Raw genomic sequence first — 22,515 nt, 5'->3', positions numbered from 1 at the left:
CGATGTCCTCCCCGATCGTCTGCTATTGAGCGTGCGCAGCACACATCGACGCACGAGCGTGCATGGCAAGTCTATCTTGAGGCGCATCGCCTTGGAGTTGATGAAGATCAAGAAGATCAACGAGCCCAGGAACCAGAGTCCCAGGTGGACAACAAGCTGACATCGATTTCATCCAATCCATCGGACGAACGCACAAAACATATTCCATTTTTTGAATGACATCTATAGGCTGAAGAAAATAATTCGTTGCTCGGGAGAACGGTCCTACGGGAGCGGCCGCATCAAATGCGTCGACTCGATCAAACCAATCATCAGCGGTCCGAGCGCCGCAGCGATCTCGCGCTGCACCACGCGCAGGTCGGCGAGCGTTTCCGCCGTGCGATCAGGACATTCTTCGGATTCCATGATCAGATCCTCGATCATGGCCGACTTGATTCCGGGATGGCCGAGGAACCCGAAGCAGTTATCACGAAGCTGAAACACCGCCGGCTCCCCCGCAGAGTCGATCGCGAGAACACGGGCATCGGCGGGCAGCACCGGGCGATCGCGCATGTAGATCGCGATGGGAAAGGATTGCGGCAGATGACCGCCGAGCGCCGCGGGATCGACCCGTCGGGCCGTCTCCACAACGAAGCGGAGCGGAGCTTCCTGAGTGCCGCCGCCGCACGCGGTCGCAACTATGCAGCTGCCGGCTCCGATGCCGATGACAGGCAGGTCGCGCGCCAGGAAATCCCGTACCAAACGCAACTCGGGCCCGAGGCTCGGAAGCAGGTTGCCGCTGACGACTCCAAGCGGTCCGGCGCCAAGAACAACGAGGCCGTCAAAGTCGCCGGCCGTCGCAGGTATCGATCCTCCGGCCGTAAACGGCCGGCAATAGCGAAAGCCGACGTTGCGCCCTTCGAACTGGTCTTCCATCAAGCCGAGATAGTCCGCCTCAAAATGCTGCAAGACGCAGAGTGTCTTCATGGCGAACCGCGACAAGTGATGAGGCATCAATGACGGCCGAAGCCGACGGCGGACCGACAATATATATGTTTTTTCGCATATGAAAAGCGAGGAACGCAATGGCATGGTATGAGAAGCTGCAGGAGATCGAACCGCTCGACGACCTGCGTTTTGATCATGGGCTCGTCGATGCACTCGAGGCGGCAGCCCGTGAGCGCGCACTCGGACCGATGCGGTTCTACACGCCGACGTTCCGCGCCTATGCCAGCGAGGAACTCAAGGGCTGCGGCAAGGCGAGTTTTCCCGCCTTTTCCATCACCGGCGGCGCCTGTGCGCTGAATTGCGATCACTGTCAGGCGAAGATCCTCGAACCGATGATCGCGGCAACGACACCGGACGAACTCGACCGCAAGGTGCGCGATCTCATTCTGCTCAAGGATCTGCGCGGGTTCCTGCTCTCAGGCGGATCCAACCGGCGCAACGAGGTTCCGTACGATCGCTTCTATCCGACCATCGAAAGGCTCAAGCGCGACTTTCCCCATCTGCGCATCGCCGTCCATTCCGCGTTGCTCGACGAACGGCGCGCCAGATCCATGGAGGCCGCCGGGGTCGACGTCGCGATGCTCGACGTGATCGGCTCGGAGCAGACGATCCGCGAAGTCTATCACCTCGACCGTCCTGTCGCGGATTTCGAGGCGACGCTCGCCGCGCTCTCAGGCACCAAGATGCAGGTCGTGCCACACATCGTCATCGGTCTGCACTATGGCCGGCTACTCGGCGAAGCAACCGCGCTGGACATCGTTTCGCGCCACCCGGTTGCCGCCTTGATCCTGGTGGTGGTGACCCCGATCTATGCGCCGCCGGATCGGCCCTTCGCCACGATATCCACCGACGACGTGGCGAAGGTGCTGGTCGCCGCGCGGCAACGGATCAATCACGCGCCGGTTCAACTTGGCTGTATCCGCCCCGCGGGCCGCCATAAGCTGATGACCGACGCATACGCCGTCATGGCGGGATTTGACGGTATCGCCTATCCCGCGGACGGCATCGTAGCTCTCGCCCGCGCCATCGGCCGGCCGGTCGAGCAGGAGCATGCCTGCTGCTCGATCGCGCTTGACGGCCTCGCCGGACGGCGGGCTTGCGCAGCCTGAGGTGCACGATGAACGCCGAGGCAGCGGATATCGTCGTCGTCGGACTAGGACCGGCCGGGAGCCGTGCGGCTGCGATTGCCGCGAAAGCCGGCTACCGCGTCGTCGCCGTCGATCGCCGGCTCGAGGCGGGTCGCCCGGTCCAATGTGCCGAGTTCGTGCCCGCCATGATCGAGCGGGACATTCCGAACATCACGGCCGTCGCCGAACAGAAGATCACGCGCATGCTGACCTTCACCGAAGCGACGGATTGCGAGGAAACGCCGGACTTCCGCGGCTGGATGATCGATCGCGCCGCCTTCGATCGAATGCTCGCTGATGAGGCGGCGAATGCGGGAACCGCGTGCCGATACGGCACCTCCGTGGTTGCCATCGATATCGACGGCACAGTTCATACGTCCGATGGTCTTGCCCTGAAACCGCGCGTCCTCATCGGCTGCGACGGCCCTCGCTCGCGGGTCGGCGCGGCCATCGGCCAGACCAATCGCGCGCTTGTCGATACGAGGCAACTGACCGCGCCGCTGATCGTGCCGCACGATGCCACGGATATCTTCCTGAGCGCCGACTACCGCGGCGGCTATGGCTGGCTGTTTCCCAAGGGCGCCGTGGCCAATATCGGCGTCGGCATCATGATAGAGGACCGGCGGCGACTGAAACCGATGCTCGCCGCGCTCTTCGCCTCGCTGTCGGCATCGCGCCGCATCGGAACGCGCCCGTTCGCGTTGACGGGCGGGGCGATACCCGTGGGCGGCAGGGTGGGTTCGACAGGCCGGCTCGGCGCAACCCAGGTGTTGCTGGCCGGCGATGCGGCAGGCCTGACCAACCCCGTGACCGGCGCCGGCATCGCCTCCGCCGTGCAATCGGGGGCACTCGCCGGGCACGCCGCGGCAGACATGCTGTCCGGCCGCAGCGGCGCCCTCGATGACTATGACGAAGAGCTCGGCGACATTTTCGATGCAGCCTTGAGCCGGGCATTGCTGCGACGACGGCAAGTGCTGGCGCACTATGGCGACGGCCGTCGCCCCGACGCGACTGCGCTCGCCGAGGGGTGGATCAGTTCGCCGAACTATTGGGCGTGAAGATGCAGGATCAGGGGAGGACGTCATGAGCTGTCTCGAAGGACCGACGCATCCGGTGCCGAATTTCCTCACCGGGGAGACGCGCACCTTCAACGCGGCCGAAGCCATGCGGCCGCGCGCGCCCGGCGCCGTGCCGGCGGAAGCACGCAACGGCGGGCGCGTGAGAGCGCAGGATGTGCGGCCGGTCGGCACGTACCTGCCGAACGACAATGTTCTGACGCCGAACATGCGGTCGCCCGAGTACGTGCAAATGTCGACGGCGGCGGCGATCACCCTCGGCATCATGAACGGCTACATGCATCGCACCAGTTGCACCCGTTGCCTGAACCTGCTGCTGACCTATCCGGAAGGTTGCCGCGCCAACTGCGCCTATTGCGGGCTTGCGCGCCATCGCGAAGCGGAGCGCAACTATGCCGACCGCAACTTCATTCGGGTCGACTGGCCTGCGGTGCCCTACGACCAGGTGATTGACATCGTTGCATCGGGCGGCGACGGCGGGCGCTTCCATCGCATGTGTATCAGCATGATCACGCATCCGCGGTCGGACCAGGACACCCGCATTGTCCTGCGGAAATGGGTTGAACGCATCAGGCACGTACCCGTGTCCATCCTGTCCAACCCGACGACGATGACGCAACTGGATGTGCAGGAGCTCAAGGATCTCGGCGCCGAGATATTTACGGTCGCGCTCGATGCAGCCAACCCGGTCATCTTTGACCGCACCCGCGGCCGCGGGGTTCAATCGCCGCATAGCTGGGACAAATATTGGGAGATCCTGCTGGCCGCCGCCGAGATATTTGGCCCGGAACGTTTCGGCGCCCATCTCATCGTCGGGATGGGCGAGAGCGACCACGACGTTCTCTCGCAGGTGCAGAGAATTCGCGACCTCGGCGGCCACAGCCACCTGTTCGCGTTCTTTCCCGAACAAGGCTCGTTGATGGATCATCTCCCGCCGGCGCCGCGCCCGCAATGGCGACGCATCCAGCTCGCCCGCTATCTCATCGACTATCGAAGCCACTCCCTGCAGCGCATGCGTTTCGACGAGCGCGGTCAACTCGTCGATTTTGGTCTGCCGCAGGACGAAGTCGACGCGATCATCGACGCGGGCGTGGCCTTCCGCACGTCCGGCTGCCCGGGCAAGGAGGCCGCCGATGTGTCCGCCTGCGACCGCCCCTATGGCGACTCGCCGCCGCGCGACATTGCTTCATACCCTTTCAAGCCCGATCGCCGCGACATTCGCCACGTGCGCAGCCAACTCCGGCGCGGACTACCCAAATAACCGGGAGGAAGATGCGATGGCCAGCAGCGCCAAGTCATTTCGGGTCATCGACACCGGGATTCGGGGCGGACGCGCCAATATCGCCTTCGACCAGGCGCTCATCGACGCTCACAAGGCACGGCGGATTCCCGATACCATCCGCTTCCTGCGGTTTCGTCCGTCGGCGCTGGTCGGAATCCATCAGATCCTGAGCCATGAGGTCCGGCTCGACTATTGCCGGAGCAAGGGAATCGAGATCGGCCGGCGGATCACGGGAGGCGGAGGTCTTTATCTCGACGAGGGTCAGATCGGATGGGAGCTCGTGTTCGGCCGCTCCAGCCTCGGCGCCATGAATCTCACCGAAACGACACGCCGGATCTGCGAAAGCGTCGCACTCGGGCTCAACAAGCTCGGCGTCCCCGCGCGCTACCGCCCGCGCAACGACATCGACGTCGACGGCCGCAAGATCAGCGGCACCGGCGGCTTCTTTGACGGCGATACTCTGTTCTACCAGGGAACACTGCTGATCGACTTCGACCCCGAGCAGATGATCGCTGCGCTCAAAGTGCCGGTGGAAAAGCTCGCCAAGCGCGACCTCGCCTCGGCCCACCAGCGCGTCGTCAGCATGCGCGAGATCCTCGGCGACAAGCTCCCTGATCTGGCCACCATCCAGCGAGGCTTGCTCGACGGCCTGGCGGAAGGCCTCGGCATTGTTCCGCAATGGGGCCAGGCGTCGATGCACGAAGAAGAGCTCGCCGACCAGTTGTATCGCGACGAGATCGGCCGCGACGACTTCGTCGAGATGGTCGACGCTCCCGAGGTGGACAGCTCGCTGGTCAGTGCCACTCTGACGCGGCGCGGCGGCAGCCTGCGCGCCGATATCCGCCTCGAGGGGCCAGACCGCAGGCGAATTCGCGAAGCTCTGATCACCGGCGATTTCTTCGTTACACCGCCACGCGTCATCTTTGATCTCGAGGCAGCGCTGCGCGGCGCCGAACTGGCTGATGCCGGATCCCTCGTTGAGGACTTCTTCTCGCGCACGTCGGCCGACTTCGTCAATCTCGGCCCGCCGGACATTCGCGACGTGGTCGTCGCGGCGGCGCGGCAGCTCAGCTTCGTTGCGGCCGGCCGGAGGCTTCGCGGCCATTGGCTCGCGGCGACGCGACCGGAACGTCCGCCGCTCGTCCTGCTGCATGACGCCTTGGGCTGCACCCGGCTCTGGCGCGATTTTCCCGAGCGGCTTGCGGCCGCGACCGGCTGCTCCGTCCTGGTGTTCGACCGCTGGGGCTCGGGTGACTCGGAGCCGCTCGAGCCGCCCCATTCGCGGCAATATCTGCTCGCCGAGGCTCTGGATGCCCTGCCCGAAGTGCTACGGACGACCGGAGCGCGGCGCCCGATCCTGGTCGGACACTCCGACGGTGCTGCGATCGCGTTGACGTTTGCCGGCGCGTTTCCCGATGAGGTCAGCGGGGTCGTCGCGATCGCCCCTCACCTCTTCCGCGAACAGCGGACGGTTGACGGCATCGCAGCCCAGATCAGAGACTTCGAGCACGGCGACCTGAGGGCGCGGCTCGCACGGTATCATGGCAGCAGAACCGATCATCTTTTTGGCCGGCTGGTCGATGCTTGGACTGGGGAAGAAGCCCGCGACTGGGGGATCAAGCCCTACGTTGGACGGGTTCGCGCCCCGGTGCTGGCTGTTCAGGGCAGCGAAGACGAGTTCTTCACGCATATTCAGCTTGAGACGCTCCGCGCCCTCGTGCCAGCCCGGATCGAGACCTGCGTGCTGGAAGGCTGTGGACATGCGCCCCACCAACAGGCGACCTCCGCGGTGATAGCCGCGGCAGCCGGGTTCATCGATCGAGTGACCGCAGGAAACACGGTCGCCGCCGTCCCCGGCTCCGCCTGACGGACGATCTCCGCGGGCAGCGAGACTCCATCAGCACCACTTAGCAGAAAGCGCGATAGAGAGCGGACATGACCTCGATCACTTCCGGCCGCGAGACCGAATAATACACGTTCCTGCCGTCCCGGCGCACCTTGACGAGATCGTCCGCGCGCAGCCGGGCAAGTTGCTGCGACACCGTCGGCTGGCGGAGTTGCAGCGAATCCTCAATGCTGCTGACGGACTTCTCTCCGTCAAGCAGCAGACACAGAATGGCAAGCCGCGCTTCGTGCGACAGCGCCTTGAGGAATTCGCTTGCCTTGTGAGCCTTCTCGAGCAGCGCGTCAGGCTCGAGCGAAGACCTGCTGCGTGCACGCTTGGTTGCCATATTCGTCCGCATATTCCTCAATCGACCAATTCGGTCCGTTACATCGGCGGCCACGGCGTCATGCCGCAAGGCCGTCCCGTGTTGCTATCACTTTGGCGAGACGATAACAAACAGGCGGTCGAGCCTGTCCCAGCGCGGTTCGTGCGAGACGGTATCGAGCCGCCGGCGCGATCGTCCCCTGCTCACGCGCCTGCCGCGTCTGACGGGCTGATGGACTACGATCCGGCTTCCAGTTCACCTAACTTGCGATCAAGGGTTCGCAAGCTGATACCGAGGAGTTCGCAAGCTCCTTGCGGCTGCCAACAAACACGCTTGTCATCTTCAAAGTGGGACTGCCGATGGTCACGAAGGTACCGCCAGACACCGGCGCCGGCCGCTGGAACCGACGGTTCGAAGGCGATGATTTCGTTTTCGGAACCGAACCCAATCAATGGCTGCGCGGCCATGTCGGCACGTTCCCGTACCGCAGTCGCATTCTCTGCGTCGCCGACGGAGAAGGCCGCAACAGCGTCTGGCTCGCCCGGCAGGGATTTCAGGTCGACGCCTTCGACATCTCGGAGGTGGGTCTGGCGAAAGCGAGCAAACTTGCCGCGTCAGCCGGAGTCAGCGTGAACTACCAGCTTGCCGATTGCGACGGCTTCGCGTGGCCAAGTGCGGCGTATGACGGCATCGCAGCGATTTTTGTGCAGTTCGCCGCCCCAGATTTGAGGAAACGGCTGTTCGCGCGCATGATCGCAAGCCTGAAGCCGGGCGGGACGCTGATCCTGCAGGGCTATACGCCCAAGCAGTTGGAGTACAAGACGGGCGGCCCTTCCGCCCTCTCGCACCTCTATACGGAAACCATGCTCCGAGAGGCGTTCCGTGAGTTGGAGATCATCGAACTGCGCGAATACGAGACGGAGCTCAGCGAAGGCAGCGGCCATCACGGCCGCTCTGCGCTGATCGGAATGGTCGCGCACCGGCCTTCCTGATCGCGCTCTGCTGGTCCACGGAATTGATCGCGCGCATGCGTCGCGCATTGTCGAGAAACGATCTCTACGACCGACTGTCGACCTTTCCGATCCTTCTGCCGGCATTGCGCGAGCGCGCCGCTGATCTACCGCTTCTCGCCGCAGCGCTGCTTGCCCGCGTGGCGCCGGAGCGAAGGCTCACCTTGTCCCAGCCGGCACCCGAGCGGCTCGAGGGCGACGCCTTGCCGGGCAATGTTCGCGAGTTGCGCAACGTGTTGGAGCGCGCGGCCCTGCTCTGCGATGACGATGTCATCTCAGCCGCGACGATCGAGCGTGCTCTGACGCTGCGATCGCCGGACATTGAGGGACGCGACCGGGTGCAGCGAACCGCAACAAAGCTGGCGCCTGCTGACGGTGAGAACCCGCCGTCATCGAAGGAGCGCGAGGCGCGAGCGCTTCGGACCGCCCTGTTGACGCATCGCGGCAATCGAGAATCGCTTGCAGAATCCCTCGGCATCAGCCTGCGCACGCTTTACCGGAAGCTGAAGGAATTGGACGCTTGATGAAGCGCTGTCGTCTGCCGCGGCGAAATGCTCACGAATAGCCGGATGGTGCAGGGTGGCGCCGTGTGATTTCGTTGCGCTTCTCGGGAGATGAAAAGCTAGGCGCCTGAAAAAATGGTCGGAGCGGCAGGATTCGAACCTGCGACCCCTGCGTCCCGAACGTAAGTAGCATGCGAAAAGATCAACAAAAACAATGAAGTTTGCTCGCGATTGACGTCCTTTATCGCCGTTTGTTCACGGGGTTTCGGTGGTCAACCGGTGGCCAGCTTCGGCTTGCACCTGAGCAATTCGCTGCAACGACATCTGCGCCCGTCAACAGCATTGGCAGCTCCCGGCAGAGCTAGTCGATCGCACCAGGGCTTTGGCCGGAGAAGTTCAAATAGCTGCTCCGACCCGATGGACCGCCCGCCTCCTCTCAAGCTGCCAACCGGGGAAACAAGCGGAGCGACACCCCCTTCAGTACTGCGATCACTATTACGGCAAATCACACGCAGCACTCGATGGTGGGTACGACAGGGGAGAAAGCCAAGAGCAAGATCAATGACTTATGGCCCCCTACCTACTTTTAAGGCGCCTTGATTTCAAATGAGAATTTTTGGCGGCGCCCGCACCCTCCAAAGGTGGGGCTCGGCTGGGACGACCTCGAAGGCCTGCCAGAGTGACGGCCTCGGATCACACCCACGCTCACGGGGAAGGCGCGGAACCATCTCAAATGCCGTGCCATAGATGCCACAAGCATCAGAGGGCTCAACGCCTAGCGCGACGGCCAGGGCTTGGATGTTGTCGAGTGTGAGGTTAATCAGCCCGGCCTCAATCTCCTAGAGCCTCAAGGCTTGCGATCCTCGACCTTCAAGCTCGATCGTCCCGTCCTTTCGGAGCAGCGCAAGCGGCAGGAATTTCTCCATAGCGCGGGGTTCAAGACGCTTGGCCAAGTTGAGCTGTTCAAGTCGAACAGCGACTTCCACGAGGCGCTCGCCCTTATGTCGGGTAACAGGTTCTTGGCCCAGACCGTCGCCCGTCAGAACGAATTGCGGCGCCTGATCGAATACCGTCAGACGCTCGACCGCGATCGGGTATGGCGGCAACCAGGCGAGCACCTAGCCATCATCGATCTGCTGGAGAAGGGCTCGCTCGAAGGCGCCGCCAAGCTTCTCGACAAGCATATCGGCGGAGCCTTGAAGGAGAAGGCCCCGCCTGAGCTTTTCGGATCGTAGCTCAGGATTCGGCACGAATGAGCGCGGCCATCGAAAATAACGCATGCGAATAGCCAGACCTTGTGCTCCCGATGTCCCGCGGGACGTCAGCTCTTGTGAAGGATTGCGGATGCCGGCCGCAGCGGTGACGGTGTGGAATATGCGGGCGGCTTGCGCCCGAAAGCCTCCAAGGGAGGAAACCGCGCATGATTGGCAGGTCACCCGTCCGAGTGCCGGATGCTTGCTTGCCAAGACCTCAGCGTACGGATCCTTGTAGAGAACCGAGCGCCCTGGCCTATAAGCTACGAACATCGGCTCGCTTGATCCCAGGATAATTTGGACAAGCGTTGTCAGCCGAGGAGACCAATTCCCCAGAGACCCGACTCTCAAGCCTGGTCGCGAGATCGGCCTCCATCTGCCGCATCAAATCGCGGGTAAACGCTCTGAGGTTCTCCATGTCGGCTGCGTCCTAGGGAGAGACAATGAACCGGAAATGATGCCGGTCACCCCTGCCCAGCGCCTCGAACGCAGCCTCATTCGCCTGATCGCCCGCGGCGTCGAACATCCGTGCCGGCTGGCCATCGCGAGTGACCCCGTCCCTCTTGAGATAGGTGAGATGCGCCGCCAGGGGCGCTGACCTGGACGCCCGGCCCTTGTGCCTAGCGATCCGCGCCTTCACCGTGACGCGCCGCACCGGGGCGAACAGCCGTTCACCAGAAACCGGTCAAGCTCGTCACTCCAGAGGCTCATCTTCGGAAGCGGCTGCGTCTCTCGCTCGTATCGGACTTCGTTGCCTCGGAACCGATGACCTCGCGTACTACTTTGCACGATACGCCAAGCTCGCGGCAGATCGCCTTGACCGGTTGACCATGAACAAAATAGGCGCGACGGATCTTCGCAATCGTCGACACCACCAGCACCCCAACCGCGGCTTCCATCACTTGTTCGAAGCCGCGGCGGCCCTTGCCGCGGAGGGCATCGATCCGAAACAGATGTTTGTTGGAAGGAAACAATACGCCTTGATCAGATGGACAGGCGCATCGGCCACGGCAGCGCAGCTCGCGAAAACAAAACTGGCGTCTTATGAAGCCACCTCACTTGAAACTCTTGATTCCATCTTAAGATTGTATTCTATTACCACACAATTGAAAGGTGAGGGCACTCGCCGTACAATGGACTCCAACGGAAACTGAACCGTGAGTCAACGCTGGCGCCCATCGCTAGAGCCAAGCAATAGAGCCCGTTTCTGCAGCGGGCTTTCGATCTGCGTTGAGTTTTGGACGAGCCTTCTCGGAATGGTCTGGCAGATGCGCCCTCGCCTCCCCCCGTTGAACGCGCTTCGCGCCTTCGAAGCAGCAGCTCGCAACCTCAGTGTCACGAAAGCAGCCGACGAGCTCTGCGTAACGCCAGCTGCGGTGACGCAGCAGCTCAAGATTCTGGAAGACGCACTTGGTCGTCGCCTGATCCGCCGCGTTGGCCGCGGCGTAGAGTTGACAGAAAACGGCCAGCAACTCTTTCCCGTACTTTGCCGAACATTTTCAGATATTTCGTCGGCAGTCACAGGGCTGACGTCGCATAGCGCGTTGAAACTTAGAACCAGCTTTCTGGCGACCGTCGCACAGAGATGGCTGGCGCCGAGGTTGATCGGCTTTCGGCAACAGTTTCCGGATATCGCCGTCGCCGTCTCAACGTCGTTCCGCCTGGTCGATTTTACGAGAGAGGATATCGATGTCGCCTTGCGGCTAGGCTACGGATCCTGGCCGGGGCTCCATTCGACGTTCGTGATGAACGAAGAGCTGTTCCCCGTTTGCTCGCCCACCCTGTTTCGCGAAGCCGCACTTCCTGCTGGATCAGACCTGCTTCGTCGCCATTCACTGGTCCATACCATCGTTCGGCCGACGGACTGGCAAGCTTGGCAGGTCGAGGCCGGACTCGAGGATTTCGATACCACTTCAGGATTTCATTGCGAAAATTCTGCGCTCGCGCTCGAGATGGCCGAATATGGGTTGGGACTTGCCATCGGCCGAACGCCGCTGGTCATCTCTGCACTCGCATCAGGACGACTGATGGCGCCATTTGCGGCGCGCCTCTCGAATCCAATGTCCTACTATCTGGTCTGTCAGGACACCGCCGCGCGGCGCCCCGAGATCGCACGCTTTCGCGACTGGATCGTAAATGAAGGTATCGAAACGATGGAGGCGATCAAGAAATACATCCGGCGATCCCATCCCTAGGTCAACGGCGCTATTCAATCACTTGTTTTCAGAGCTGCACAAGAAGAGCCGTGCCGTAGTCCGCCATCGCGCGATCCCAATTCACATCCATGTGTGCAGCCATGACCTGGAGATCGCACCAGTGGCGCTGCACCGGGTGCGTCTGCGCGATGACGGAAGTTCCAAGCTGGGACATCAGCTGTTGCACGGCGTTCATGCATAAGCGGGTCAGCCTGGCCCGGTCGCGCTTGATCGCTGCGTAGTCTCTATCGGAGAGATCGCGGCCGTTGCAGCCCGCCTCATGCAGTCTCGATAAAATGCTGCGATACAAAAGCCGTGCGCATTCGATATCGGCGATGATCTCGCCGGCGCGCATGGCAAACGCCCATTGGTTCCCGTTTGGCTGCCGTCCATGCCGCTCTCGCATGATCGCAAGTCCCGCCGCCACCGCTCCCTCCGCACAGCCGAGCAGAGGACCGACGATCACGCTGGTCAGATAGGGAATAAGAGAAACCGACTGCAAGTAGTGACCGCCGCGTTCCGCCGAACGCCCGAGAACATTGTCCAGCGGCTGCGCCCAGCTTTCTGAAAGCGAACGATCGCGGATAATGATGTCGCGCGACCCGGTCCCTGCCATTCCGATGGCCTGCCAATCATCGCCGATCTCGATGTCGATGGCTGGCAGCAGCGCCATAACCGTCCGGGCGTCGCGTCGAGACGGATGCAGGCATGAGCCGGACACGATCACCCATGTCGCATAGTCCACGCCGGAGCCGAGCCGCCAGCGACCATCGACCCGATATGCGCCACCGTCCCGCGATATTCCGCCGGCCGCCGTCGCCGATCCTGTCGTGACAAGTTGACGAGCTCCGCCGCGGAAGACCGCGTTCAACGCCTCCGCTGGAAATCGCGATACGATCTGAATGTGTCCTCCAACGAGGCCCACGATCCATGCTGTCGAAGGGCACGCGCGCGCCGCGAGCCTTGCAACTTCTGCAAGGACAGGCCAATCCAATTCAAGGCCGCCGAAACGCTTCGGCATCGCGAGCTGAAGCAATCCGGCGTCGAACAGCTCATCGACGGACTCGCGCGGCAGCTTCCCAAGCCTGCGGGCTTCCTCCGCACGTTTGTGCCATCGTGGCAACAACGCCTCGACGCTCGCATAGAGCGTCGCGAGCGACGGCTGGTCCGCTCCCCAATAGACCGTCCCGTCCAGCCTATCCATGCGCACGCTCCAGCACCTTTCGCAACATTGGCCGCTCGAAGACGAACTGATCTTCAATCAAGGGCGGGCCGAGAAGGCGGACGAACTCCTCGATGCGCTGCCCGTCGTTCGAGGCGACGAACTCGTAGAAATTCGTGCTATTCCACAACAGATAGCAGTGCGAGAAGTGTCGTCCAATCGAGCTCACGAGCTCGTCGAGGAGAACCTCGCCCTCATACATGCGCAGCAGCATCTGCTGCCGTTTCCACTCGATCTCTTCGGGCGTAAAATAGTGCGCCTTGTGCTGCTCGTCCTTGACGCGCTCCCGTCGTTCGTACTCGAGGCGGTCGGTGTGATCGAGCTTTTCGAGAAAGAAGACCAGCCCGTCGTCCCTGAGCATGCGACAGCCCTGCTCGATCTGGAAATCGCGGTCCTTGCCGTAAAACTGAAAGGCGGCCGTTTCGTAGATATAGTCAAAGCCGCCATGGAAATCCTCGTCGTCCACCAGCGTGCGAAGTACGTCCCCGTCGAGCTTGAGGAACGACGTCGGAATGAATCTCGACAGGGCCGGATCGGCAAAGCGCTCAAAATGCTCTTCGTTCGCCCTGTTCGGAGAACAAGTCAGTGTCTTGACCGCGCCGCCGGAAAACGCAGCAAGCGTGCGTCCGTTGGAACCGTCGAAGGCATCGATCTCATAAAGCAGGCAGGGCCGACCGCTGCTTTCGGCCCGCTGCCTCGACAGACGGCTCAGCGCCACGCCCACGCGCGACACTTCCTCGAGGATGCCTGGAATGCTGGCGAGGAAATGCGAGAACAGTGGTCCCGCCTTCGGTACCAGCCGGTCGTGATACTCCAGCACGTCGGTATCCGCTATCCGGTTGCGGATCCGCGTCAGCACTGGCTGCCGCGGCACCTGTGCCGCTCCGGTCGCCAACTGCTCGAATTGCTGCGCCAATCTGATCATCGAAGATTGCTGAAGATAGGCGTCGACGTCGGTCGCAGGTCGATTGGTCATGCCCGAAGACCTCCACTGATGCTGGGCCGAGGATGAGAATGAGGATGAGGATGGGGATCAGGACAATGCGCGGGTCGCGGTCTTTCCCGACGCGGTCCGCGGCAGCGCCGGTACGAACTCCACGAAGGCGGGCACCATGTGCCAATCGAGATGCATCGTGCAGTACTCGACCAGTTCGTGGCTCGTGATGGACGTCGCCTGCTCCGCAACGATCAATGCCTTGGGGAGATGTCCGACGGATTCGTCGGCGACGGGGACTACAGCCGCTTCCGAAACCGCGGGGTGGGCCATCAGCAATTGCTCGATCTCTCGCGGATTGACCTTGAACCCGCTCCGCGCAAAAGCGTCGTCCTTCCTTGCGACGTAGTAGAGATACCCCTGGCCATCGACGCGGAATAGGTCGCCCGTCAGGAACACCCGAGCTTCACCGGCCGCCCCCTCAATCATTCGGGCGGAGGTTTCGTCCGGCATGTTCCAATATTTCTGCATCAGCAGGTCGCCGGCAACACCGAGCTCGCCGACCTGCCCCGGCTCGGTCACGAGGGAGCGATCCTCGGCAAACAGATAGGTCCGCACGCCGGGAATGGCCCGGCCGACCGACTGCGGCCGTTGATCGATCTCGTCGGGCGGCAGAAACGAGACGCGCTTGCACTCCGTGAGCCCATAATTCGAGAAGATCTGGACGCCCGGCCACGCCTCTCGCAAGCGGCGGATATGCTTCACCGGCAGGGCCTGCCCGCTCGTGGAGATATAACGCAGCGATCTCGGCGCGCGCCTTCCCAGCGCGCTCGCCTTTAACAGATGGAAGATGAAGGGAGGAAACACCTGCAGCCCAGTCACGCCGTGGGCATCGATGAGATCGATGATCTCATCGGGATCGTCCGGCAACGCGCGCTCGACGAGCGCGGTCCCTCCGAACATGAGCGGCATCATCACATTATAGAAGCCGTAGTCGGAGCCCAAGGTCGAATAGCTCAGAACCACATCCTCGGACGTGTTCCTGAGATAGCCGGTCACCGATTCGAACGCCGCAATCATATTCTTGTGATTGACGGCGACGCCCTTCGGGCGCGACGTCGAGCCCGACGTATAGAAGATGACTGAAATATCCTCTTCCCGCACCTCCCGGAAAAACGAGCAGTCGCGTTCTGGCACGGCAGCAGAAAAATCATCGTTACAACTATAGATTGTATAATCTAACTGGCGCTCCCGCAATTCGGCCGCCCGATCGGTGATCACCGCACAAGCACCGGAGTCCCGAAGCTCGAACATCAGCTTTCGGAGCCCGAAGGTGTGATGAACTCCCACGAGGACTGCACCGGCCTTGAAGATGCCGAGAACAACACCGAGCAAACGGATGGAAATCACGCCATAGATCGCGACCCTGTCTCCAGCACGGATGCCGTCATCGACGAGACGACCGGCGACCTGATTGCCGATATCATCCAGCTCGCGATAGGTCGCGCACGCGCCATCGATCTTCACCGCGATCTTCTCTGGGCAGTCTCGAACACTGCGTTCAATATAGTGATGGAAAAGGCACACTCGGAAGCTCCCGCAACCTCTGGATGAGTTTTTATAACAAAGAGTCGCAGCTCATGGTAGGAGAATTCCGTTACACGTCGTGTTGTGCAAAATGACTGAGGAAACATGTTTGTACGCGATCTCGAAGAAGTCGAAAAAACAGGCCGGTTCGTCGAGTGGGGAAATGGCACGAGCCACCGGCTATTGACGGCGAGCGATGGAATGGGTTTCGCCGTATGCCATACCGTGGTTCGCGCCGGCACAGTATCAAGGTTGCAATACCGATCTCACCTGGAAGCATGCTATTGCATCGCGGGGGAAGGTGAAGTCGAGGACATGCAAGGCAATGTGTATCGGCTCCGCCCGGGCAGCATCTATGTTCTCAACGAACATGACGAACACTATCTGCGCGGCGGCCCGACGCAGGATCTGGTGCTGGTGAGCGTGTTCAATCCGCCCCTTGCCGGTCACGAGCAGCACAATCTCGACGCCGACAGCGGATCGTCTTACTAAGGCGGTTCATCAGCTGGTTGGGGTTGCTCGTTGGAACTGAAGCATCAAGCCTTCTTCTACTCTCTCTTCCTCTCACGGCTCGCGGACCAGATCCTTCTGTTTCTGGTCCCGCTCGTCATCTTCCAGTTGACCGGCAGCGTCGCCTGGTCGGGAGCGGCATTCCTGCTCGAGACATTGCCGCGCTATTTGTCGTTTCCGATCTGCGGGGTGCTGTGCGATCGAAAATCCCCTTTGGCGCTGTTGCACATTAGTCAGCAGCTTCGTGCCGTGGCCTGCTTCGCAGGCATGATCGCCTACGCGGGCTTCGGCGGAATCGGCTGGCTGATCGGGATATCTGTGGCCTGCGGCGTTCTGACGACGCAGGGGCTGATGGCGCGCGAGGTTCTGCTGCCTCAAGTCTTTCATCGGCACAGGTTCGAGAAGGTCGCCTCCTACACCCAGATTGCCGATCAGCTCGGCATGGTGCTCGGGCCGCTGGTCGCCGCCGGTCTTCTCAAGCTATGGTCCTGGGAATACGTGGTGATCTCGACGACCGCCCTGTTCATGGCGGCTGACGGCGCCATGATCATCTGGCAGCGATTCGTCCGGCCGACATTGGCCGAACCGACGCCGGCGCCAAGCGGCTGGACACTGCCGCTGAAAACCGCACTTCGGCACGTCATCGGACGACCGGGCCTGGTCGAGACCGTCCTTCTCGCAGCCGCCGTCAACCTCATCATTGGCGTGACCCTCGCAACGTCAGCGGCAATGGTGACCGGTGTCCACGGAGAAACAGACTCCTACTATGCCGTTCTTCAGGCCGCAGGCGCGATCGCGACCGTGGTCATCTTGTTCGCCACCGCGCATGCGCCTGCGTCCCTGCAGGTCTTGGGCGTCATCAGCTATGCGATGATCTTTGCCGGCGGCGCCGTCTCCGGACTGGCTTCCCACGCCCACGTCTACGCGCTCGGCTTCGTTCTCGTTGTCGGTTTCGACAAGATGTTCAGTGTCTTCATTCGCAGCCTGCGCATGAAGATCATTCCCCGGGAAGATCTCGGCAAGACGACGGGCCTGATCATCATGCTGAACAACCTGTCCCAACCTCTCGCCGGCCTCCTGGTCAGCGTATTCGCCGGCCGTTACGGCGCCGGCACGGTCATTGTCGCGCTGTCGCTCTTCATGGGCCTGCTCGGCCCGCTCGTCGCGGCGATCTGGCTTCGCCGGACCGCCCCGACGGTCAGGCTGGACCAACGATGATGTCCCCGCCGCGTCATCGACCGTGGCGGGGGCTCGGCGCCGACACCGAAGCTGCCGCCGTTGACGCAGGCGCGCGATTGCCGCCCGATTGCGCCAGATGCTCAACGAGCATCTTGGTCACGGTCGAGAGCCCGGCGGGATCGCGGGTCACGATCTTCAATTCCCGATAGGCCCAGTCGTCCCTGAGCGGAATCGCCTTGATGCCCATGCCCGAAGCCAGCACTTCGAATGCCCGATCCGGGATCAACCCGACACCCAGGCCACACTGCACCATCCGACAAATGGCATCAAAGCTCGGTACGTTGATCCGCAGATTGACCGCCTTTCCAGCCTCCGCGGCTGCCGCGCGCGAACGGGTGTAGATCGCGCTATCGGCGTGAAAGCCGATATGATCAAAATCCAGGCTTTCCACGAAATCGATCGATGCCCGATCGGCCAGCGGATGATCTTGCGGCACCGCCAGCGCAAGCCGGTCGCTGCGATAGGGACGCGCAAACAGGTCACGGCTGTTGGTCGTGGACACACAGATGCCCACTTCCGCATACCCTTCCTCGACGGCCTTGACGACACCCGCACTCAGTCTTTCCTCAAGGTGGATCTTGACCAGACTGTGGGTCGCGAAGAAGGCCGGCAGGTCGTCGGGAAGGAATTCGACGATGGCCGATACGTTCGCGAGCATCCGGATGTGGCCCCTGATGCCCATGCGGTATTCGTCGAGCTCCGCGCCCATCTTCTCGACGCTCGTCAGCATCGATCGCGCGTGATGCAGCAGGGATTCCCCGGCGGGAGCCAGCATCATGCCCTTGGAGTGCCGGACAAAGAGGTCGGTTCCAAGCGCCTCTTCAAGCTCCGCAAGGCGCTTGCTCACCGCGCTCATGGCAATGTTTTCCCGCGACGCCGCGCGCGTCAGCGTCCCCTCCTCGCACACCGCGACGAAGAGCTGGAGCGACGTCAGATCGATACGCCGGATGAGATTGTTGATTTGTCGCATCAGTCCTTCAATTCCCGTGGGCCATGAGCGATCCTCCCGACGATCTCCGCCCCCCGCGCAGCCAGTGCGCGGCACTACCGTAAGTAAGCCTGACCCACCACACCCCGGTCAAGGTCGAAAGAGACCGTAAATCCCTCCTGGGCGTGAGTGATCTTCGATGTCCGATGTCTCGCCGTAGCGGCCGGCGGACCTTCGTCGAACGCGAAGGGTGCCTTGCCTAAAAAGCGTTGGCGCTCTCCGGCAGGGCTCATCATCCTGCCGCCACCTGGGAGTCAGTGAGACGGACTATGGCCGGAATCTCCGAAAGACATGACCTCGCAATCTCGCGGCCGCTCGGGCCTGCGCCGGAGGCGCTCGGCCCCGGCGCGTCAACGACGACCGTGTCCAGGACACACAATATTGTCGGCGTAGCGCTGGCGGCGATCGGGGCGGTGGCGTTTTCCCTTCGCGCGATATTCGTCAAGCTCGCCTATGAGGACATGAGCGATCCTGTGACGCTGCTGGCCCTGAGAATGATCTTCTCACTGCCCTTCTTCGTCATTGCGGTTGTCCTGTATCGGGGGCCTTCCGGCGGCCGGACGCTTCCGTCAATCACCGCACACGACGCGATGGCGCTCGCCGCCCTGGGCTTCGTCGGCTACTATCTGTCAAGCTTCCTCGACATGATCGGGCTGCAATATGTCGCCGCCGGCGTCGGCCGGCTGATCCTGTTCGTGTATCCGACCATCGTGGTGGTGATCTCCTCGGTCGTCCTCAGGAAGCCGATTACCCGGCGCGAGCTGATCGCGCTGGCGATTACATATATCGGTGTCGCGCTGGTTCTTTCGGGGCAGCTCGACAAGAGCAGTGAAAATTTCTGGCTCGGTGCGCTGCTCGTCATGCTGAGCGCGGTGAGTTTCTCGGTCTATCTCGTTGGAAGCGGCGAAGTCGTGCCGAGGCTCGGTTCGATACGCTTCACGGCCTATGCCACGACCACGGCCAGCGTGTATTGCATCGTTCAGTTCATGGCACTCCGCCCGCTGAGCGCGCTCGTGCTGCCCACCCGGGTCTACCTGCTCGCCCTCTGCATGGCGCTGTTCAGTACCGTGATGCCGGTCTTCATGATGGCCGAGGCGCTGCGCCGGATCGGCGCAAGCCGCGTCGCGATGATCAGCGCCCTCGGCCCTGTGGCCACCGTCGTTTCAGGATATCTAGGGCTGGACGAGAGGATGTCGCCGATTCAGTCGGCCGGCGGCCTGCTGGTCGTGATCGGCGTGCTCATCGTTGCCGCCCAGGCCCGTGCCATGGACAGGAAATAGCCGATCATCCGGCAAGGGCCGCGGCAGATGCTGCTCAGGGGATGAGAAGCGTCTTTCCGACCGTCTTGCGGCTGTGAAGATCACGGTGCGCCTGGGCCGCCTCCATCAAGGGAAGGGTCTGGCTGATCCTCGGCTTGATGGTTCCTCGCGAGACGGCAGCCATCAGCTCCGAAGCAGACGCCACGAGATCCTCGCGACGTGCGATGTACGTCCAAAGCGTCGGCCGCGTCAGGTATAGCGAGCCCTTTTCGGCGAGAATTCGCGTCTCGAAGGGCCCGATCGCCCCGGAGGATTGGCCGAACGAGACCAGCAGCCCGAACGGCTGAAGGCAATCCATCGAGCTCACGAAAGTATCGCGGCCAACCGAGTCGTAAACGACGCGTAGCTTCGCACCCTTGGTGAGGTCGCAGACACGCTCGACCAGATTCTCGCTCCGATACAGGATCGTATGGGTGCATCCGTTGGCGCGCGCGAGCTCGGCCTTCTCTTCCGTGCCTACGGTTCCAATGACGGTCGCACCGAGACTTGCCGCCCACTGGCAGAGAATGAGACCGACACCGCCGGCGGCAGCGTGCACCAGGATCGTGTCGCCGGGCTGCACGGAATAGGCGCGCCGAAGCAGATAGTGCGCGGTCATGCCCTGAAGCGCGATGGCGGCGGCTTGATGATCGGTGATGTCATCGGGCACCTTCACCAGCCGCTCAGCGGGAACGTTGCGCAGTCGGGCGTAGGCGCCCAGGCTTGCAATCGCGTAGACGACGCGATCTCCGGGCCGCAGACCGGCCACCCCTTCTCCGAGGCATTCGACGATCCCCGCGGCTTCGAAGCCGATGCCGCTGGGCAGCGGCGTCTTGTAGAGCCCGGTGCGGTAGTAAGTATCGACATAGTTCAGGCCGATGGCGGTCTGCCGCAATCTCACCTGGCCCGGCCCTGGCGGATCGAGCCTCGACTGCTCCACGGAGAGCACCTCCGGTCCCCCGGTTTGACGAATGAGGACGACCTCCGTGTCCTCGGCGAGCGCGTCGGTGCGGCCCGCAATCTTCGACGGCATCGCGGTCATCGGTACTCCCCTGTCCCGTACTGCAGATTCGTGTCGCCGCCAGGCCAGGCCTGCTGCGCCGACTGGCGCCGAAATCGTTCGCGCCAGCGGAGCAGCGCGGCCGGATTGCGGATGTGCAGCGGATCCCGCCCCTGGATCACGCGCATGACGTTCTCAACCGCGGTCGGCGCGAGCGAGGCGAACAGCTCCCGCGTACAGCCGACCGTATGCTCGGTGAGGATGACATTCTCCAGCCCGCGAAGCGGATGATCCACAGGGGGAGGCTCCGTCTCAAAGACGTCGATGGCCGCGCCAGCGATCCGTCCGGCGGAAAGCGCCTCCGCCAACGCCGCCTCGTCGACGATGCCGCCGCGCGAGGTGTTGATGACGCAGGCCTCGCGCTTCATGCGCGCGAACTCCGCAGCTCCGAGCAGCCCGCGCGTCTCGGCGGTCAGCGGCAAGTGAACGCTGACGACGTCGCTGCGCGCCAGCAGTTCGTCAAGCTCGACGAAACGCACGCCGGCGACCGGCGTCTCATCCGGATGTCTGTCATAAGCCAGAATCTCGGTGCCCCAGCCTTGCAACCGTCGCGTGACGGAGCGCGCGATGCGGCCGAACCCGATCAGCCCGATGGTCTTGCCGGACACCATACGCGCCGACAGTTCATCCGCCCGCGCACGGGCGAACCGCAACGCGAACTGGCGCTGCTTGCGCGGCAGGTCCAGCAGGAGAGCCGCAATGAGCATCACGGTTGCCTCCGCCAGGCTTTCGACGTTTTCGGCCGTCGCGCCGTTTGCGACGATGATGCCGCGATCGGTCGCCGCCGGCAGATCGATCGAATCCGTGCCTATCGAGGCAAAGACAACAGCGTGTAGCCGAGGCGCGACCTCGAGCATCGCCGCGTCGATGATGGTCCGCGAGCTGATCAGGAGCACTGATGCCGCCTCGAAGTATCGTCGGGCGGTCGAAAGCGCGTAGCGCGTGCGGTGTGGCGGCGGTTCGGCGTGGCCGCGGATAACATTGCAACCTGCCGCTCCCAAGGCTGCGGCCGCGTGGTCCAAGGTGTCGCCGAGAACCCGGTCGCTGCCGACGAACACCGTGGCGCCAGCTACTCGGGCTTGCGCCGGCTCAGACAACACGACGGACACGCGAGTCGTCTCCACGAATGGCAAAATCGACCGCGGCACCGACAAACGCCTCCAGCGCCTCCTCGCTCATCCATGCCATGTGCGGCGACAGCAGGACGTTGTCGGTCTGGAGCCAGGGCGATCCCGGTCCGATCGGCTCATCCTCAAAAACGTCGAGTGCCGCACCGGCGATCCGACGCGCGTTCAACGCCTGCCGCAATGCTTCCCCATCCACGAGACCGGCGCGGGCGGTGTTGATCAGAAACGCCGTGGGTCGCATCAGATCGATCAATCGCGCATCGAACAGGCCTTTGGTCGTCGGGCTCAATCTCATATGCAGACTGATCACGTCACTGCTGGCTGCGAGCTCGTCCAGCTCTGTTCGCCGGACACCTAGTTCCGCGGCTCGTCCATCCGTCAGCGACGGACTCCAGGCGACAACCCGCGCGGAGAACGCCTTACACAGTTCAGCGACACGGCCGCCGACGCGGCCCAGCCCGACGATACCGACCGTCTTGCCGAACAGCCCTCGGCCGAAGCTCGCATGCCATCGTCCGGATCTCAGCTCCAGGCACCCATCCGTCATCCGCCTGCCAATGGCGAGCGCCAGCGCGATCGTGTACTCGGCAACCGAGGCTGACGCCAGCCCGGGGGTCTCGTACACCGCCATGTTCCTGCGTCCGGCCGCATCGAGATCGACGCTCGCGCCGATCGGGCCCGCCACAATGATCCGCTTGGCCGACGACGCCTCGAGCACCCCGGCAGACAGCGGGCGCGCCGAGAAGAACTGGAGCACCGTTGTCACGTCGCCGATCCGCCGTGCCAGCGCATCGGCGTCCTCCGGACGGTCGTGATGTATGAGCACGCCGGTGTTCAGCCCGGAGACATAGCTTACACCTGTTCGGGGACATAGTTGACAGTTTTGGGGTCGCGCAGATCAATCGCT

General features: G+C 62.6%; 20 protein-coding genes and 2 pseudogenes. 11 read left to right on the top strand and 11 right to left on the bottom strand.

All coding sequences use genetic code 11. The annotated features are described in order from the left end of the window. Nucleotides 1–264 precede the first annotated feature (264 nt). Complete coding sequence (locus tag QX041_RS00110) at nucleotides 265–981, bottom strand: hypothetical protein (RefSeq protein ID WP_316164207.1); 717 nt, start codon at nucleotides 979–981, stop codon at nucleotides 265–267. Between the two features lie 83 nt (nucleotides 982–1,064). On the opposite strand from QX041_RS00110, the gene QX041_RS00105 reads away from it, so the two are divergent. From QX041_RS00105 to QX041_RS00090, 4 genes are read left to right on the top strand one after another with little or no spacing between them, the layout of a single operon-like run. Beyond that, complete coding sequence (locus QX041_RS00105) at nucleotides 1,065–2,096, top strand: radical SAM protein (RefSeq protein ID WP_316164206.1); 1,032 nt, start codon at nucleotides 1,065–1,067, stop codon at nucleotides 2,094–2,096. A gap of 8 nt (nucleotides 2,097–2,104) precedes the next feature. After that, nucleotides 2,105–3,172 carry an NAD(P)/FAD-dependent oxidoreductase gene (locus QX041_RS00100; protein WP_316164205.1) on the top strand — a complete coding sequence of 356 codons (1,068 nt, stop codon included), beginning with the start codon at nucleotides 2,105–2,107 and terminating at the stop codon, nucleotides 3,170–3,172. A 55-nt stretch (nucleotides 3,173–3,227) separates the two neighbouring features. Then, nucleotides 3,228–4,451, top strand: a complete 1,224-nt coding sequence (locus tag QX041_RS00095) for a radical SAM protein (protein ID WP_316164204.1) — start codon at nucleotides 3,228–3,230, stop codon at nucleotides 4,449–4,451. Nucleotides 4,452–4,467: 16 nt separating this feature from the next. Then, entirely contained in the window at nucleotides 4,468–6,339 is a 1,872-nt protein-coding gene (locus QX041_RS00090; RefSeq protein WP_316164203.1) for an alpha/beta fold hydrolase, read from the top strand. A 40-nt stretch (nucleotides 6,340–6,379) separates the two neighbouring features. Here QX041_RS00090 and QX041_RS00085 read toward each other — a convergent pair whose 3' ends face one another. Next, nucleotides 6,380–6,703: a metalloregulator ArsR/SmtB family transcription factor gene (locus QX041_RS00085; protein ID WP_315715794.1), complete on the bottom strand. Its 324-nt coding sequence runs from the start codon at nucleotides 6,701–6,703 to the stop codon at nucleotides 6,380–6,382. Between the two features lie 338 nt (nucleotides 6,704–7,041). Here QX041_RS00085 and QX041_RS00080 point away from each other — a divergent pair, with 338 nt between their 5' ends. From QX041_RS00080 to QX041_RS00070, 3 genes are all read left to right on the top strand, one after another. Continuing rightward, nucleotides 7,042–7,674, top strand: coding sequence for a class I SAM-dependent methyltransferase (locus QX041_RS00080; RefSeq protein WP_316164202.1), 633 nt, complete (start codon nucleotides 7,042–7,044; stop codon nucleotides 7,672–7,674). Between the two features lie 23 nt (nucleotides 7,675–7,697). Further along, entirely contained in the window at nucleotides 7,698–8,216 is a 519-nt protein-coding gene (locus QX041_RS00075) for a helix-turn-helix domain-containing protein (RefSeq protein WP_316164201.1), read from the top strand. 773 nt (nucleotides 8,217–8,989) lie between these two features. Continuing rightward, on the top strand, nucleotides 8,990–9,430 hold the full coding sequence (locus tag QX041_RS00070; protein WP_315715441.1) for an FCD domain-containing protein: 441 nt from the start codon (nucleotides 8,990–8,992) through the stop codon (nucleotides 9,428–9,430). A 364-nt stretch (nucleotides 9,431–9,794) separates the two neighbouring features. Here QX041_RS00070 and QX041_RS00065 read toward each other — a convergent pair. Next, nucleotides 9,795–10,127, bottom strand: a pseudogene (locus QX041_RS00065) (type VI secretion protein); the annotation flags it as partial. After that, nucleotides 10,124–10,329 (bottom strand): annotated as a pseudogene (locus QX041_RS00060) (IS21 family transposase); the annotation flags it as partial. The pseudogenes QX041_RS00065 and QX041_RS00060, both read right to left, overlap by 4 nt. Before the next feature lie 375 nt (nucleotides 10,330–10,704). Between QX041_RS00060 and gcvA the strand changes: the two are divergent. Continuing rightward, nucleotides 10,705–11,643, top strand: a complete 939-nt coding sequence (gcvA, locus tag QX041_RS00055) for a transcriptional regulator GcvA (protein WP_172179974.1) — start codon at nucleotides 10,705–10,707, stop codon at nucleotides 11,641–11,643. 28 nt (nucleotides 11,644–11,671) lie between these two features. Here gcvA and QX041_RS00050 read toward each other — a convergent pair whose 3' ends face one another. Genes QX041_RS00050 through QX041_RS00040 form a run of 3 tightly spaced genes read right to left on the bottom strand, consistent with a single transcriptional unit; the run spans nucleotide 11,672 to nucleotide 15,386 of the window. Continuing rightward, nucleotides 11,672–12,847: an acyl-CoA dehydrogenase family protein gene (locus QX041_RS00050; protein WP_172179972.1), complete on the bottom strand. Its 1,176-nt coding sequence runs from the start codon at nucleotides 12,845–12,847 to the stop codon at nucleotides 11,672–11,674. Beyond that, on the bottom strand, nucleotides 12,840–13,841 hold the full coding sequence (locus tag QX041_RS00045) for a hypothetical protein (RefSeq protein WP_315752130.1): 1,002 nt from the start codon (nucleotides 13,839–13,841) through the stop codon (nucleotides 12,840–12,842). The genes QX041_RS00050 and QX041_RS00045 overlap by 8 nt, the downstream gene beginning before the upstream one ends. Nucleotides 13,842–13,898: 57 nt before the next feature. After that, a complete protein-coding gene (locus tag QX041_RS00040) occupies nucleotides 13,899–15,386 on the bottom strand; it encodes a class I adenylate-forming enzyme family protein (protein WP_315752131.1) in 1,488 nt (495 codons plus the stop codon). A 105-nt stretch (nucleotides 15,387–15,491) separates the two neighbouring features. Between QX041_RS00040 and QX041_RS00035 the strand changes: the two genes are divergently transcribed. Both QX041_RS00035 and QX041_RS00030 read left to right on the top strand, forming a co-directional pair. Continuing rightward, nucleotides 15,492–15,878 (top strand): ectoine synthase, encoded by a 387-nt coding sequence (locus QX041_RS00035; protein WP_172179966.1) that lies wholly within the window; start codon nucleotides 15,492–15,494, stop codon nucleotides 15,876–15,878. Nucleotides 15,879–15,908: 30 nt separating this feature from the next. Continuing rightward, the gene (locus QX041_RS00030; RefSeq protein ID WP_172179964.1) at nucleotides 15,909–17,114 is read left to right on the top strand and encodes an MFS transporter; all 1,206 of its coding nucleotides are present in this window, start codon (nucleotides 15,909–15,911) and stop codon (nucleotides 17,112–17,114) included. Nucleotides 17,115–17,127: 13 nt separating this feature from the next. On the opposite strand, the gene QX041_RS00025 is transcribed toward QX041_RS00030, so the two are convergent. Beyond that, entirely contained in the window at nucleotides 17,128–18,105 is a 978-nt protein-coding gene (locus QX041_RS00025) for a LysR family transcriptional regulator (RefSeq protein ID WP_315752132.1), read from the bottom strand. A 287-nt stretch (nucleotides 18,106–18,392) separates the two neighbouring features. Between QX041_RS00025 and QX041_RS00020 the strand changes: the two genes are divergently transcribed. Further along, entirely contained in the window at nucleotides 18,393–19,403 is a 1,011-nt protein-coding gene (locus QX041_RS00020) for a DMT family transporter (RefSeq protein WP_172179960.1), read from the top strand. 34 nt (nucleotides 19,404–19,437) lie between these two features. Here QX041_RS00020 and QX041_RS00015 read toward each other — a convergent pair whose 3' ends face one another. The 3 genes from QX041_RS00015 to QX041_RS00005 are packed head-to-tail and all read right to left on the bottom strand — an operon-like array spanning nucleotide 19,438 to nucleotide 22,434. Beyond that, nucleotides 19,438–20,454: a quinone oxidoreductase family protein gene (locus tag QX041_RS00015; RefSeq protein WP_172180200.1), complete on the bottom strand. Its 1,017-nt coding sequence runs from the start codon at nucleotides 20,452–20,454 to the stop codon at nucleotides 19,438–19,440. A 5-nt stretch (nucleotides 20,455–20,459) separates the two neighbouring features. Then, complete coding sequence (locus QX041_RS00010; RefSeq protein ID WP_316164200.1) at nucleotides 20,460–21,590, bottom strand: 2-hydroxyacid dehydrogenase; 1,131 nt, start codon at nucleotides 21,588–21,590, stop codon at nucleotides 20,460–20,462. Then, nucleotides 21,571–22,434 (bottom strand): NAD(P)-dependent oxidoreductase, encoded by an 864-nt coding sequence (locus QX041_RS00005; RefSeq protein ID WP_316164199.1) that lies wholly within the window; start codon nucleotides 22,432–22,434, stop codon nucleotides 21,571–21,573. The genes QX041_RS00010 and QX041_RS00005 overlap by 20 nt, the downstream gene beginning before the upstream one ends. Nucleotides 22,435–22,515 lie beyond the last annotated feature (81 nt).

The organism is Bradyrhizobium sp. SZCCHNRI2009 (assembly GCF_032485115.1).
GTDB lineage: Bacteria > Pseudomonadota > Alphaproteobacteria > Rhizobiales > Xanthobacteraceae > Bradyrhizobium.
Note: the sequence above shows the minus strand (reverse complement) of the source record. Positions and strands in the feature narration are given on the sequence as shown.